This is a genomic window from Bradyrhizobium valentinum (assembly GCF_001440405.1).
Taxonomy (GTDB): domain Bacteria; phylum Pseudomonadota; class Alphaproteobacteria; order Rhizobiales; family Xanthobacteraceae; genus Bradyrhizobium; species Bradyrhizobium valentinum.
Genome location: NZ_LLXX01000021.1, coordinates 54,877 through 68,533 on the forward strand (window position 1 = coordinate 54,877; position 13,657 = coordinate 68,533).

Sequence of the window (13,657 nt, forward strand, 5' to 3'; positions counted from 1 at the left end):
GACAAGCTCTTGTACTGATACGGCTACAGCGTAATCACGTGCGCCAATGGCGCGGGCGAATAAATCTCCTCGATCAGCGCGCTGCGATTTTCCAGCACCGCGCGCTGGTTGATCGAGCCCTTGTCGGTGACCTCGCCGCGATCGATCGACAGCGGCGTATCGAGCAGCACCGCACGCGTGATCCGGGTCGACGAACCGGTCGCGCTTGCGACAAGCTTCTGGAAGCGTTCGCGGAACGCCGCAACGATCAGCGGATCGGACGCAGCAGTGGCGAGGTCGTCGGACGGAAGCGTTGGATTGATCAGTCGGCAGCCGTCGAGGTCGAGCACCACCAGCGCCGATATTTCGTCGCGGTTGATACCGGCAATCACGACATCGCGCACCAGCGGCGCGCAGGCCGCAACGAAGCGCGCGCGCAAGGGGCCGACGCTGACCCAGGTCCCGCTGGCGAGCTTGAAATCCTCGCCGATGCGTCCGTCGAAATCGAAGCCGGCGTCAAAATCATCTGCAACGGCCGGCTTGAGCGCATCGCCCATTTTGTAGAAGCCTTCCTCATCGAACGACTTCGCCGTCATGTCCGGCTGACGCCAATAGCCCGGCATGACGTTCGGCCCCTTGGCGCGAACCTCGAGCTTGCCGTTGTTGGGCACGAGTTTCGCATCATTGCCCAGCACCGGCAGCCCGACATGGCCGGAGCGGCTGGTGTGCGGATTGACCGACATGAAGAACGGCGCGGTTTCGGTGGCGCCGAGGCCGGTCAGCATCGGCACGCGATAGCCGGTTTCCTGAACCGAAAGTTCGTCGAGGCTGTTCCAGACGAAGGCCGACAGCGCGGCGCCTGAGAAGAACATCGCATGGAGGCGAGCAAAGAACTTTTTGCGCAAGCCCGCATCGTTGCGCAGATAGGGCAATAGCGATTCATAGCCCTTGGGCACGTTGAAATAGACGGTCGGCGAAATCTCCTGGAGATTGCGCACGGTCTCCTCGATGCCGCCGGGCATCGGCTTGCCCTCGTCTAGATACATCGAGCCGCCATTGTACAGCGTCAGCCCGATATTGTGATTGCCGCCGAACGTATGATTCCACGGCAGCCAGTCGACGATGACCGGCGGCTCGTCCTTCAGGAACGCCAGCGTCTCGCGCAGCATCACCTGGTTGGCGCAGATCATGCGCTGGGTGTTGATGACCGCCTTCGGGTTGCCGGTGGAGCCCGACGTCAGCAGGAATTTGGCGATCGTATCCGGGCCGATGGCCTCGTGCAGCGCGTCAAGGCGCGGATGCAATGGCGTCGCCATCAGGTCCGCCAGGCTTGTAACGTCGCGGCCGGGCATGACGCCGCGCGAAGCCGCGATCTCAGTGCCAAAGGACACATTGGCCGCGAGCGCGTCGGCGAATTTCGTAGCATCGTCGGCGAAGACGAGGCCGGGTGTCAGCAGCTTCATCAGATAGCTGAGCTTGCCGTAATCCCGCGACACCAGCGAATAGGCCGGCGACACCGGACAGAAGGGAATGCCGGCATAGAGCGCGCCGAACGCAACCAGCGCATGATCGACCGAGTTGCCGGACAGGATGACGACCGGCTTCTCAGCCGAAAGGCCGCGCGCCAGCAGCGCGGACGCGACATGCCGCGATGACGCCAGAAGCTCCGCATAGGTAATCTGCCGCCAACCCCGCGCGGCGTTCCGCTCCGCCATGAAGACGCGATCGGGCGCGGCAGCGGCCCAATGGTGCAGGCGGTCGGTGATGCGCACCGGATAGTCGCGCAACTGGGCTTTTGGGCGCAGGTAGATGGTGCCGTCGTCGCGGCGCTCGACATGCACCGCGGGCGTGCCGAACGAGATCGGACGCAGCGGATGATCCCCGCGCGCGGCGGCATCGGTCGAGACGGACATGTCGGGCTTGGCGCTCATGTCAGGTCGGCTTCACCTTTGCGGTCTTGTGATCGAGAAACGCGCGAATGCGGCGTTTTGCCTCTTTGTCGCTCTGCGCCACCGTCGCCATCAGGGATTCCATCAACAGGCCGGTCTGCGGATTGGCCTCCGCGATCATCGGCAAGGCCTGCAGCACGGCAAAATTGGTCAGCGGCGCATTCGCGGCTACCCGCTCGGCGAGTTCCAGCGCCTTCGGCAGCGCGCCGCCGGCTTCGGTGAGGTATTGCGAGAAACCGTAGGCCGAGCCTTCAGTGGCCGAATAGACCCGGCCGGTGAGCATCATGTCGATCATCCGCGCCACGCCGATCAGCCGCGGCAGCCGCACCGATCCGCCGCCGCCGACGAAGATACCACGCTGGCCCTCCGGCAGCGCGAAATAGGCTGATGGTTCGGCGACACGGATATGCGCCGCGCAGGCCAGTTCCAGGCCCCCGCCGATCACCGCGCCCTTCAGCGCTGCGATCACGGGAACGCGGCTATACTGGATGCGGTCGAATACCCGGTGCCACATCTGGGAGTGCCGCAGGCCCTCGGTGGCGTCGTGCTCGGTCAGTTCGGACAGATCGAGGCCGGAGGAGAAATGGTCGCCGACGCCATGGATGACCACGGCGCCGATGCCTTCAGGAAGATGGGAGAAGCAGTCCTGGATCGCCAGGATGATGCCGTCGTTCAGCGCATTGCGCTTGGCCGGGCGATTGAGGCCCACGGTCAGCACCGCGCCGACCTGCTCGATCTTGAGCAGGTCTGATGGACCCGCTGAGGCGGTGGAGGCGTTTCCCATGGGTCTGTATTACTTCCTGTGCAGAATAGTTATATTTTATAACGATCTTTGGTGGAGTCAATTGGGCGACGACAATAAGTGGCGGCCTTACCCCCGGGGGGAGGGTCGCTACGCATGCAGCAAAGCGGAATGCGTAGCGGGGTGGGGTGACGGTCTTTCCTCTCGAACAGTACTCGTGGTGAGAGATCACCCCACCCCGCCATACATTTCGCTGCGCTCAATGTATAGCGACCCTCCCCCTCCAGGGGAGGGTAAGAAACCCGCCTACAGCACCTGATGCACGTCGATCACCACGCGATCGGCGTGGCGGGCGGCGGAGCCGATGAACAGGTTTTCCATCAGCCAGCGGTATTTCTCGGCCCCGGTCTCGAACCGCGGCACGGTGCGGCAATAGATCAGCTTGGGATCGACCGGTTCGCCGCGTTTGAGTTTTTGCAGCAGGTCGACCGGGCCGAAGCGCAGGCCCTTGTTCTCGACATATACCACCGCGCCGTCATCGGTCTCGAAGGCGTATTTGGCTTCCAGTTCGATCAGTTCGTTGGGCCGAATGATCTGGAAGTCGGCGCCGAAGGCGCAGACCTTGCCGTTGATCCCCTCGCCCTTCACCTCGCCGCCGATGATCGGAATAATCCGGCGCACGCCGGTGCCGATGTCGCCGGCCGAGGTCACCTCACCGATCCGGGCGGTGATGGTGAAGACGTATCTGGTCGAAAGCTGCGGGGTCATCGGGCTAATCTAGATCATGATGCGATTAAGCAGAATCGCATCATGATCTCATCTCGTTGTTTGAGCATGATCTTTTCGGAAAACCGGTTCCCACTTTTCCGGATCATGCTCTAACCGGCCATACGTTGCGGCAGCCACAGCGCAAGTATCGGAAATGCGATCAGGATCACCAGCCGGATCAGGTCGGTCACCACGAACGGCATCACGCCGCGGAAGATCGTGGAAAACGACACGTCCTTGACGACGCTTTTGATGACAAAGACGTTCATGCCGATCGGCGGAGAGATGAGGCCAAGTTCTACCGTCATCACGATGATGACGCCGAACCAGATCGGGTCGAAGCCGAGATGGACGATCACCGGAAAGATGATCGGCACCGTCAGGATGATCATGGCCATGGCGTCCATCAGACAGCCCAGCACCAGATACATCACCATGATGAGGGCGAGGATGCCGTAGGGGCCGAGCCCGAGGCCGGTGAGAAGTTCCGTCACCTTCTGCGGGGTCTGCGTCACCGTCAGGAAATAGCCGAAGATCAGCGCGCCGATCAGCACCGTGAACACCGCGGCCGCGGTGCGGGTCGCCTGCAGCAGCGAGTTCAGGATTTTTTCCTTGTCCAGCCGCCCGGTGAGCACGCCGATCAGGAACGCGCCGGTGGCGCCGACGCCGCCCGCCTCGGTGGGCGTGAAGCGCGGCAGGAACGGCAGGCCGTAGAGTCCGCCGATGACGAAAACAAACAGCAGCACCGGTGCCCAGATGTTCTTCAGGCCGGCAAAGCGCTCGCGCCATTTGGTCTGCGGACCCGTCGGCAGGAAGTCGGGCCGGAACCAGCCGATCACTGCGATCGTAAGCATGTACATCGCAATAGCGAGCAGGCCGGGAATGATGCCGGCGATGAACAGTTTACCGATGTCCTGCTCGGTAATGATGCCGTAGACCGCGAGCACGGTCGACGGCGGCAGCATGGCGCCCAGCGTGCCGCCGGCCGCGATCACGCCGGTGGCGAACGATTGCGGATAGCCGAAGCGGCGCATTTCCGGATAGGCCACCGCGGAGAAGGTCGCGGCGGTCGCCACCGACGAGCCGCAGATCGCGGCAAAGCCGCCGCAAGCCCCCACCGTTGCAATACCAAGCCCGCCGCGGAGATGACCGACAAAGCCGTTGGCGGCGCGGAACAGTTCGCGGCTCATGCCGGAGTTGCTGACGAACGCCCCCATCAACAGAAACATCGGAATCACGCCGAACGTGTAGTCGGTGACCGTGCGCATCGAGGTCTGGCCGACCATTTTCAGCGCCGGCGCGAAGCCGACCAGATAACCGAAGCCGCAGACGCCGACGAGGCCCATCGCCATGCCGACGGGCACGCGCAGCAGCATCAGCGCAAACAGCGCGACAAACCCAAGGACGGCGACGGCGTCGGTGCTCATATTCGCCTACTCCACCGTCTTCACTTTGGCATCATGGATATCTTCCGGATGGAAGATCAGCCGGTAGGTACGGATCGCGATCAACAGCACCGCGGCGCCGTCACCGGCCCAGGCGATGGCGAAGAACGGCCAGGTCGGCATGTGCATGTCGAAGGTGAGCACGTTGTCGTTGTAGGTGCCGCGCACCTTGTCGAACAACGTGTAGGTCTGCGCCGTCACGACGAACAGCAGCACCAGCGTCGCGAACACGTCGATCATGCGCTGGTATTTCGGACCGACATTGGCCCAGACCAGATCGACGGTGATATGGCCGCCGCGATAGCTGGTGGCGGCGATGCCCCAGAAGATCAGGATGCCGAGCAGCATGCGCCCGATGTCGAAGGAATCCGGGATCGCATAGTTAAGCGTGTTGCGCAGCAGGACGCCGATGAAGATGTTGAGCGCCACGATGCCGACAAAGCCGGCGGCGATCCATTCGATCGTGTCGATGAAACGATCCATCCACGCGCGATTCATGTCCGCTCCGAACGGCTGGCAATGGCAGGAGGAACGGCGGCAGGAGAATTCCTGCCGCCGGCCAAGGCGTTTACGTTTCTACTGCGCGAGCGCGTTGTACTTGGTGAGCGAGGCCTTGAGCTCGGCCAGCGCCGCGTCCGGGTCGCCGCCGTTCTTCTTGACGCCCTCGCCCCAGGTCTTGACCAGCGGTTCGGATGCCTTTTTCCACTGCGCGGTCTGCTCGGGCGTCAGCTTGTAGACCTCGTGACCCGACATCGCCTTGATCTTTTCGACGCCGCCGTCCTCGTACTTGCCCCATGGTTCGCCAACGCGACCGGCCGCTTCCGTGTTGCAGTTGTTGTCGATCGCCTTCTTCTGCTTGTCGGACATCTGATTGTATTTGTCCTTGTTCATCACGAAGGCAAAGGTCGTGACGTAGATCGGCGCTTCGATGTGATACTTCGTCACCTTGTCGATGCCGAACAGCACCACTGATCCCCACGGGAAGGTGACGGCGTCAGCCACACCACGTTCGATGATGTCGCGAACCTCAGGCGCCGACGATTGCACGTTGGTACCGCCGAGCTGAGTTACGAAATTGGCCATGGTGGCGTGGGCAGGACGGATCTTCATGCCCTTGATGTCGTCGGGCGTGACGATTTTCTTCGTGCGGGAGTGGAACGTCGAGGGGGAATGGATGAAGGCGAGGCAGAACTTGACGTCCTTCATCTCCTTCTCGGCATATTTGCGGTACCAGGCGTCGAGCGCCATCGAGCCGCCCTTGGCGTCCGACATCAGGAACGGCAGTTCGCCGGCGCCGATGATCGGGAAACGTCCCGGCTGATAGCCGGGATTGACGTAGGTGATGTCGGCGATGCCGTCGCGCGCCATGTCGTAGTGGTCGAACGCCTTGCCGAGCTGCTGGGCGGGGAACACCTTGTATTTGACGGTGCCGCCGGTCTCCTTCTCGACCGCCGCACCCCAGTCTTCCAGCGCCTTCTGCAGCGGGTGCGAGGCCGGCACCCAGTGCGACAGTTTCAGCTCGAAGGTTTTTTCCTGCGCCAACGCAGGCGTCACACCGGCTGCAAGCAGCAGCGCCAACAACGCTTTTCTCATGGACATTCTCTCCCCTGGCATGACAGGCCTTCTGCGCGGCCCCGTTATTTAACATGTTATCTAGCTCGCCCGCTTTTTCAAGGCGGACATCCGGCCGCATCGTTTTTGCGGTGCGGCGAACTGCGCTTTACCGGTTTTTGCGGCAACGCGCTTTGCCAAGACTGTTATATGATATAATCATCACGGCAAGTCCGCGGGCTACCGACCTGCAGACTACAGCAATCGGGGAGCCAGGATTGAGGACAAAAGTAGCAATCATAGGTGCAGGTCCGGCAGGATTGTTGCTTGGGCAACTATTACACCTTTACGGGATCGAAAACATCATTCTCGAGCGCCAGACGGGCGAATATGTGCTCGGCCGTATCCGCGCCGGCCTGCTCGAGGAAGGCACGGTGGCGCTGCTCGACGAGGTCGGCGCCGGCGAACGCGCCCATCGCGAGGGGCTGGTCCATCATGGCGTCGAGCTGGCGTTCGGCGGCGCACGCCACCGCATCGACATGTACGGCGCCACCGGCAAGACCGTAATGATCTACGGCCAGACCGAGGTCACGCTCGACCTGATGAATGCCCGCAAGGCGGCCGGTCTCACCACGGTCTATCAGGCCGCCGATGTCAAACCGCTCGATTTCGATACCGACCGCCCGCGCGTCAGCTACGTCAAGGACGGCGTCACCCACGAGATCGAATGCGACTTCATCGCCGGCTGCGACGGCTTTCATGGCGTCAGCCGCACCAGCGTCAAGCCGTCCGCGATCCAGACCTTTGAACGGATTTATCCTTTCGGCTGGCTCGGCATCCTCTCGGAGACGCCGCCGGTCAGCCCCGAGCTGATCTACTCGAACCATGCGTGCGGGTTCGCACTCTGCACCATGCGATCGACCCGGCGCAGCCGTTACTATGTGCAATGTCCGCTCGACGACGATATCGCGCAGTGGCCTGACGAACGCTTCTGGGACGAACTGAAGCGCCGGATCGACCAGAAGGCGGCCGACGAACTCGTCACCGGCCCCTCGATTGAAAAGAGCATTGCACCGCTGCGCAGCTTCGTCGCCGAGCCGATGCGGTTCGGCCGTATGTTTTTGGCCGGCGACGCCTCCCACATCGTGCCGCCGACCGGCGCCAAGGGCCTGAACCTCGCCGCCAGCGACGTGTACTATCTGTCGCAGGCCTTCCGCGAGTACTACGACGAGAAATCCTCCGCCGGCATCGACGGCTATTCGGGACGCGCGCTGGCACGGGTCTGGAAGGCGGTACGCTTCTCCTGGTGGATGACCTCGATGCTGCACAAATTCCCCGACCAGGGCGAATTCGGCGCGCGCATTCAGCTCGCCGAACTGGAATATCTGGTGAGTTCGAAGGCGGCGTCAGCTTCGCTGTCGGAGAACTATGTGGGGTTGCCGTTTTAGGTATCCCACGACGCCAAAGCGCTACCGTCGTCATACCCCGCGCAGGCGGGGTATCCAGTACGCCGCGGCTTCTCGGTTCATCGCTGACGTCTCTGGAATACTGGGTCACCCGCCTTCGCGGGTGACGACAACTTCGCGTATTTCAAACGCCTGTCGAAATCCCGTTTAAAACTTTGTAGGCGGTGACTTCGTATGGCGCGTTGCGTTCAATGACGGGAGAGATCGCCACGATGCGAGTTGCACATGACTATCACCGCCATCCCCGAAGGCTTTGAACGCCGTACCCGCAAGAGCCCGCTCACCGACCCCTGGGAGCCGCTTTACTCCAAGCAGACCGACAAGGCTGTGATCATTGGGCTGCGTCTTGCAAAGCCGCACACCAACGGCCGCGGCCTGATCCATGGCGGCCTGATTGCAGCGCTCGCCGACGCCGCCATGGGCCATAGCTGCGCCCATTGCATGGGCGGGGTGTCCTCGCTGGTGACGATCGGGCTCGCAGTCGATTTCGTCGGCACCGCCGAAGTCGGGCAATGGCTTGCGGTCGAGAGCGACGTCGTCAAAACCGGCAGAACGATCTGCTTCGCGCAGAGCCTGATCAAGGCCGATGACGTCGTGATCGCGCGGGCCAGCGCAACGTTTCGCATGGTGCCGAAGAGAGAGCATGTCGTTCCGGGGCGCGAGTGAAACGAGCGAACCCGGAACCTCGAGATTCCGGGTCTGGTGCTCGCGCACCATCCCGGAATGACGGGTCCAAACTAGCCGAAATGCCAGTCGGCCATTTCGGTGACGAGATCGATGAAGGTGCGCACCTTGGCCGATAGCAGCCGCGACGTCGGATAGACGATGTGGATCGGCATCGCCGGCTGTTCGAACGGGGCCAATACGATCTTGAGCCGCCGTGCCTTGAGCGATTCGGCGGCCTGGTAGGCCATCACCCGCGTCAGCCCGCCGTCCGCTTCCGCATATTGGATGGCGGCATCCGAGCTGTTGGTGGCGAAGCGCGGCGTGCTCGCGACGCGAATCTCGCGGCCATCCTCGACGAAGCGCCAGTCGAGTGCCGCCGTCATGGCGCCGAACTGGATCGTGTCATGCGCGGGAATCTCCCGTGGCCGCTTCGGCTCGCCGCGTGCTTTGAGATATCCGGGCGAGGCCACCACGATCCGCCGCATCTCGCCGACATGGCGCGCCACCAGGGTCGAGTCGGGCAGATGGCCGATTCTAACTGCGAGATCGACACCATCTTCGACCAGGTTGACCATGCGGTCCGACAGGCGGAGGTCGACGCCGACGTCGGAATAGCGCTTCAGGTAAGCGGTCACGATTCCGCTGACGTGCAGCCGGCCGAACCCGACCGGCGCCGAGATGACGAGCTGTCCCTCCGGTCGCGTGCGCTCGCCCTCGATGGCGTCCTCCGCCTCCTCGACATCGGCCAAGATCCGCCGCGCGCGCTCCAGGTAACGTGAGCCTGCGTCCGTCAGCGTCACCTGCCGCGTGGTCCGTTGCAGCAGCCGCGCGCCGAGCCGCTCCTCCAGCGCCGCAACCAGCCGCGTAACGCCCGAAGGCGACAGGCCGAGCTTGCGCGCCGCGGGCGCAAAGCCCCGCAGGTCGGCCACTGCGACGAAGGCCTGCATGGCGTCAATCCGGTCCATCCGACTATTGCATATGCTGCAATAGTGAAGTGTCAATCCCAGAGATTGTTTGAGCTTTGGAAACGCCCCACCTTGGAGCCGAAGGACGACCGTTTTGGCGGCCTTTACGGGAAGGCTCACGTGAGGCTCAAATGTCAGACGTTCATACCTATTCCAGCGACGTTGCCTTCACCACGGCGGTGAAAGCGATCCAGACCCGCAAGGGCTCGCGCGAGGCCTATGCCAATGTCGAGCAGCGCGGCGGCTGGCGCGTCGAGATCGACGAAAACCTCGCCGGCTTCCTCGCCGAGACCACCAGCTTCTATCTCGCGACCGCCTCCGCGGACGGCCAGCCCTATATCCAGCACCGCGGCGGGCCGAAGGGCTTTGTCAAGATCGTCGACAAAAACACCATCGCGTTTGCCGATTACAGCGGCAACCGGCAGTACATCACGCAAGGCAACCTGTCGGAGAATCCGAGAGCGCATATTTTCGTGATGGACTATACGCATCGCCGGCGCGTGAAGATCTGGGGCGAGGCGCGCGTGGTGGAAGATGATCCGGCCTTGACCAGTGCGCTGATGCCAAAGGGCTACAAGGCGCGGCCCGAACAGGTCATCCTGTTTCGGATATCAGCCTGGGACACCAACTGCCCGCAGCACATCCCGCAGAAGTTCGATGCCGCTGACGTGGCGCAGGCGCTCGCAGTGCGCGACGCCCGTATCGCCGAACTCGAAGCCGAGCTGGCCGCCTTGCAGGGCCGGCCCGCACCGGCTGCCCCATGATCAGGCGGCTTGCTGCACCGGCGCCCAGGCGAACTCCGGATAATACAGCAGCATCATCCGGTCGACATAGGCGGTGAGGTTGGCGAACTGCTCGGTCCGTTGCCGCAGCGCCGATTCGAAGAACGGCGTCAGGATTCCGGCGAGCGCGCCGAAGGCAGTGGCGTCCATGCCGCACGGCGTTTCGCCCATCAGAAACGGCTTGTCGCCAAGCTGGACCGACAACGCAAACAGCGAGCGAACGGCAAGATCGACATCCTCCTCGGGGGCGTGGCGGCCAAGGCCGCTGAGCAGGTAATTCTCGGCGACGCGGAACTGCGCATCCTCGCGGAGCTTTTCGCGCAGATGCAGCGGCGCGCTGTCGAAGAAATGCGAAGGGCCCTTGGCAAAATTGTCGCCATCGACCCAGCGCGCGCCGACCAGCGCCCAATAGACATGGTGCTCGATCATCCGCTCGAACGCCCAGGCCTGGGCACGCGCCTGCAGGCTGAGCGGCGCGTCGAAATCGAAGCCGTATTTGGCCTCCAGATGCGCGCGAATGAACGTCGAATCGGCGACGGTCTCGGCCTCATCGACGATGTAGGGCAATTGCCCCTTCGGCGAGGACGGCGGCTTGGCCTTCTCCTTGCGATAGGCGAGACCGGCCATCTTCAGCTGGACCTCGGTTTTGGTCACAAAGGGGCTGATCTCCGGCAGGCCGAAACCGGCGCCGAAGCCGTAGAGGGTAATCATGCTGGTCTCCCGATCTCCTAAAACGTGCCTGAGGCTAGCGCCCCCCTGCTGCCACCATGGTGTCAGCAGCAACAATGCCGGCCCTGGCCTTCCTCCGGCCGCGGCGTACGGGCTTTGCGCACCCACGAGACAAGCTGCCCTTGCGCAAAGGCGAACATTGCGGTGAATGAACGCCACGCCAGCTCAACCATCGCCCAGCGCAGGTCGGTGGTGACGCAATGGATGGAAACGAGCTGTTCCAATGCAAATCCCTGGGCATTGGCGAGCGGTCCGCGGCTTCCCCGGAGGCCGAATTCTCTGAAAATCGTCATGGACAAATTCCCTTCACTTGAGGTGTTGTCCCGATATACCCGCCCCCTGCTGCCAACATGCTGTCAGCATCGAGCAGGTGCCTTTTAGACTTTTAGAAAAGAGAACGAGCCATGCGACGGGCCGACCGGCTGTTCCAGATCATTCAGGTGCTTCGGCGCACCCGAAAGCCGATGACGGCGGACGCGATTGCGGCCGAGCTGGAAACCTCGAAGCGGACCATCTACCGCGACATCACGACCCTGATCGAACAGCGCGTGCCGATCCGCGGCGAAGCCGGCGTGGGCTACATCCTGGAAAAGGGTTTTGACCTGCCGCCCTTGATGCTGACCCCCGATGAGATCGAGGCCTGCGTGCTTGGCGCGCAATGGGTGGTCGGCCATGCCGATCCCGCGCTGGCGCGCGCCGCGCAGGACCTGATGGCCAAGGTCGCCGAAACCGTCCCTGAGCGCCTGCGGCCATTCGTGCTGGAGCCAGCCAGTCGCGCCCGGCGGGCATGGAACCGGGAGCCGGACCGTATCGACATGGTGCGGACACGGACGCAGATCCACGAAGGCAAGAAGATCACGCTGAACTATCGCGACGAGCATGGCCGCGACAGCCAGCGCACGATCTGGCCGATCGCGGTCGGCTATCACGAGGCGGTGCGGATACTCGCGGCGTGGTGCGAGCTGCGCAAGGATTTCCGCAGTTTCCGCACCGACCGCGTGGTCGAAGCGGTCTATCACGACGAAAAATATCCGGAACGTCGCGACATCCTGCGCGCAAAATGGCGACGCAGCCTGGTCTGGGAAGCGCCCAAGGACACCTAGATTTGCTACGTGACGCCAGTTAGCTGGCCGCGGCCGTCATTTGGGGCTAAACGCGGGGCATGCATCGAATCGCCGCCCATCACGAAAGCCCCTGCCAGGCCTGCGGCGCCTGCTGCAGCTACTCGCAGAACTGGCCGCGTTTCACCACCGAGGACGATGCGGCGCTCGACCTGATCCCGGAAGGATTCGTCAACGAACGACTGTCGGGAATGCGCTGCGACGGCGACCGCTGCTCGGCGCTGTCAGGCAAGGTCGGCGAGGCGACGTCGTGCCTGATCTATGCGGTGCGGCCCGAAGTCTGCCGCACCTGCATGCCCGGCGATGTCGAATGTGCGATGGCGCGAAAGCGGCACGGATTACCGGTGCTTCCCGTCGTCCCTGCGGACGCAGGGACCCATACCGCGTGATCTATCGATAAGTTAGTTTGGCCGACGCCTTCTGTAACAACCAAGGCCGGTGGCGATGGGTCCCTGCGTTCGCAGGGACGACAGCATTGGACGCCGTCAGACCGTCACCGCTTCAGCAAAATCTTCGTCGTCGATCTCGTCGTCGATCGGCTTGAAGGTCGAGAGCGGCTTGGTCGAAAGGGTGATCGGCTTGCGGCCGCCGTGGGATGACGACGAGGCGGCACGCGCGGCCGGTTCGCGCGACAACGCATAGAGCGTAGAACCGACCCGGCCGCCGAAATGGATCAGCTCGCGCTCGGTGCAGCTCGCCGCGATGGCAATAGCCAGTGCGTGGAGGTGGCTGCGGCGATAGCAAAACAGCGCCAGCATGGCGCGGACCTCGGACGAAACGCTGTCGACCAAGAGCGGCAGGCCGTGCGCGTTGGCGCGATACATCTCGCCGAGCAGCTCGTCCCGGACCGGACAAAAATCGTTCTCGAAGGCGTCGCGGCTTGAAAACATTGCGGGTTCTCCCTTTCCGGAAGATGCAGCGCAATTCTCTAATGAAGAGTTAACCACGCGCACCAGTAGTGTTCCGGTGGACTTGCCAGCCACGACTGAATTGGAATCGGAATATGATTCGCGCCAGAGCGGATGCGCGCCTTCCGATCCGGGAGAATGATTGAAACAGGGAGATCAATGCCGCCGGCGCGGCATCAGTTCGCCGCCATGAAGACAGCCAGGCCGAAACCGGTGAGATGGTGCAGCGCCTGATCGACGCCGATCAGCGTCCAGAACCAGGGATGTTCATTCTCCAGCGTCACGCCGTACCGGGAAGCGATGATCCCCTTGACGCGGTCGACGGTAATGTGAATGGCGAAATCGACAAAGGCGACGAACCAGAATCGCGGCGCGACGATCAGGATCAGCGCCAGCGACACCGCGAGGTGCACGAGGCAATGCGCGAGTAGCGGCAGCGCCCAGCCGGTCTTTTGATCCTTGCCGATCGCCATCCAGGAAGTTTGCAGCATGAAGTCGGCAATGACGTGCTTCACGGTCAGAAGCAGCATCCATCCTACCAGCGCACCTACCGGGACCGAGGACGACATCGAAGGAAACAACAAAG

At 62.8% G+C, this 13,657-nt stretch carries 16 protein-coding genes; 5 read left to right on the top strand and 11 right to left on the bottom strand.

The genetic code is table 11. The annotated features are described in order from the left end of the window. Positions 1-23: 23 nt before the first annotated feature. The 6 genes from CP49_RS02350 to CP49_RS02375 all read right to left on the bottom strand — a co-directional run bounded on the left by CP49_RS02350 (position 24) and on the right by CP49_RS02375 (position 6,476). Positions 24-1,910: a feruloyl-CoA synthase gene (locus CP49_RS02350; protein ID WP_057848689.1), complete on the bottom strand. Its 1,887-nt coding sequence runs from the start codon at positions 1,908-1,910 to the stop codon at positions 24-26. Position 1,911: 1 nt separating this feature from the next. Beyond that, positions 1,912-2,712, bottom strand: a complete 801-nt coding sequence (locus tag CP49_RS02355; protein WP_057848690.1) for a crotonase/enoyl-CoA hydratase family protein — start codon at positions 2,710-2,712, stop codon at positions 1,912-1,914. Positions 2,713-2,976: 264 nt separating this feature from the next. Next, complete coding sequence (locus tag CP49_RS02360; protein WP_057848691.1) at positions 2,977-3,438, bottom strand: DUF3237 domain-containing protein; 462 nt, start codon at positions 3,436-3,438, stop codon at positions 2,977-2,979. A 110-nt stretch (positions 3,439-3,548) separates the two neighbouring features. Next, entirely contained in the window at positions 3,549-4,865 is a 1,317-nt protein-coding gene (locus CP49_RS02365; RefSeq protein ID WP_057848692.1) for a TRAP transporter large permease, read from the bottom strand. A gap of 6 nt (positions 4,866-4,871) precedes the next feature. Then, positions 4,872-5,381 (bottom strand): TRAP transporter small permease, encoded by a 510-nt coding sequence (locus CP49_RS02370; protein ID WP_057848693.1) that lies wholly within the window; start codon positions 5,379-5,381, stop codon positions 4,872-4,874. A gap of 78 nt (positions 5,382-5,459) precedes the next feature. Next, entirely contained in the window at positions 5,460-6,476 is a 1,017-nt protein-coding gene (locus CP49_RS02375; protein WP_057848694.1) for a TRAP transporter substrate-binding protein, read from the bottom strand. A 236-nt stretch (positions 6,477-6,712) separates the two neighbouring features. On the opposite strand from CP49_RS02375, the gene pobA reads away from it, so the two are divergent. Together pobA and CP49_RS02385 are read left to right on the top strand one after the other, a co-directional pair. Then, on the top strand, positions 6,713-7,882 hold the full coding sequence (gene pobA, locus CP49_RS02380) for a 4-hydroxybenzoate 3-monooxygenase (protein ID WP_057848695.1): 1,170 nt from the start codon (positions 6,713-6,715) through the stop codon (positions 7,880-7,882). A gap of 243 nt (positions 7,883-8,125) precedes the next feature. Continuing rightward, the gene (locus CP49_RS02385) at positions 8,126-8,566 is read left to right on the top strand and encodes a PaaI family thioesterase (protein ID WP_057848696.1); all 441 of its coding nucleotides are present in this window, start codon (positions 8,126-8,128) and stop codon (positions 8,564-8,566) included. 71 nt (positions 8,567-8,637) lie between these two features. Here CP49_RS02385 and CP49_RS02390 read toward each other — a convergent pair whose 3' ends face one another. Next, on the bottom strand, positions 8,638-9,531 hold the full coding sequence (locus CP49_RS02390; RefSeq protein WP_057848697.1) for a LysR family transcriptional regulator: 894 nt from the start codon (positions 9,529-9,531) through the stop codon (positions 8,638-8,640). 131 nt (positions 9,532-9,662) lie between these two features. Between CP49_RS02390 and CP49_RS02395 the strand changes: the two genes are divergently transcribed. Then, positions 9,663-10,295, top strand: a complete 633-nt coding sequence (locus tag CP49_RS02395) for a pyridoxamine 5'-phosphate oxidase family protein (RefSeq protein WP_057848698.1) — start codon at positions 9,663-9,665, stop codon at positions 10,293-10,295. Here CP49_RS02395 and CP49_RS02400 read toward each other — a convergent pair whose 3' ends face one another. Together CP49_RS02400 and CP49_RS02405 are read right to left on the bottom strand one after the other, a co-directional pair. After that, positions 10,296-11,024: a glutathione S-transferase family protein gene (locus CP49_RS02400; protein ID WP_057848699.1), complete on the bottom strand. Its 729-nt coding sequence runs from the start codon at positions 11,022-11,024 to the stop codon at positions 10,296-10,298. It lies immediately after the preceding gene. A gap of 62 nt (positions 11,025-11,086) precedes the next feature. Beyond that, positions 11,087-11,335, bottom strand: coding sequence for a hypothetical protein (locus CP49_RS02405; RefSeq protein WP_057848700.1), 249 nt, complete (start codon positions 11,333-11,335; stop codon positions 11,087-11,089). A gap of 111 nt (positions 11,336-11,446) precedes the next feature. Between CP49_RS02405 and CP49_RS02410 the strand changes: the two genes are divergently transcribed. After that, positions 11,447-12,145 carry a helix-turn-helix transcriptional regulator gene (locus tag CP49_RS02410; RefSeq protein WP_057848701.1) on the top strand — a complete coding sequence of 233 codons (699 nt, stop codon included), beginning with the start codon at positions 11,447-11,449 and terminating at the stop codon, positions 12,143-12,145. A gap of 59 nt (positions 12,146-12,204) precedes the next feature. Next, entirely contained in the window at positions 12,205-12,552 is a 348-nt protein-coding gene (locus CP49_RS02415) for a YkgJ family cysteine cluster protein (RefSeq protein ID WP_057848702.1), read from the top strand. Between the two features lie 96 nt (positions 12,553-12,648). Here CP49_RS02415 and CP49_RS02420 read toward each other — a convergent pair whose 3' ends face one another. Both CP49_RS02420 and CP49_RS02425 read right to left on the bottom strand, forming a co-directional pair. Further along, positions 12,649-13,053, bottom strand: a complete 405-nt coding sequence (locus CP49_RS02420) for a hypothetical protein (RefSeq protein WP_057848703.1) — start codon at positions 13,051-13,053, stop codon at positions 12,649-12,651. A 194-nt stretch (positions 13,054-13,247) separates the two neighbouring features. Then, positions 13,248-13,601 carry a DUF3307 domain-containing protein gene (locus CP49_RS02425; protein ID WP_082645833.1) on the bottom strand — a complete coding sequence of 118 codons (354 nt, stop codon included), beginning with the start codon at positions 13,599-13,601 and terminating at the stop codon, positions 13,248-13,250. Between the last annotated feature and the right edge of the window lie 56 nt (positions 13,602-13,657).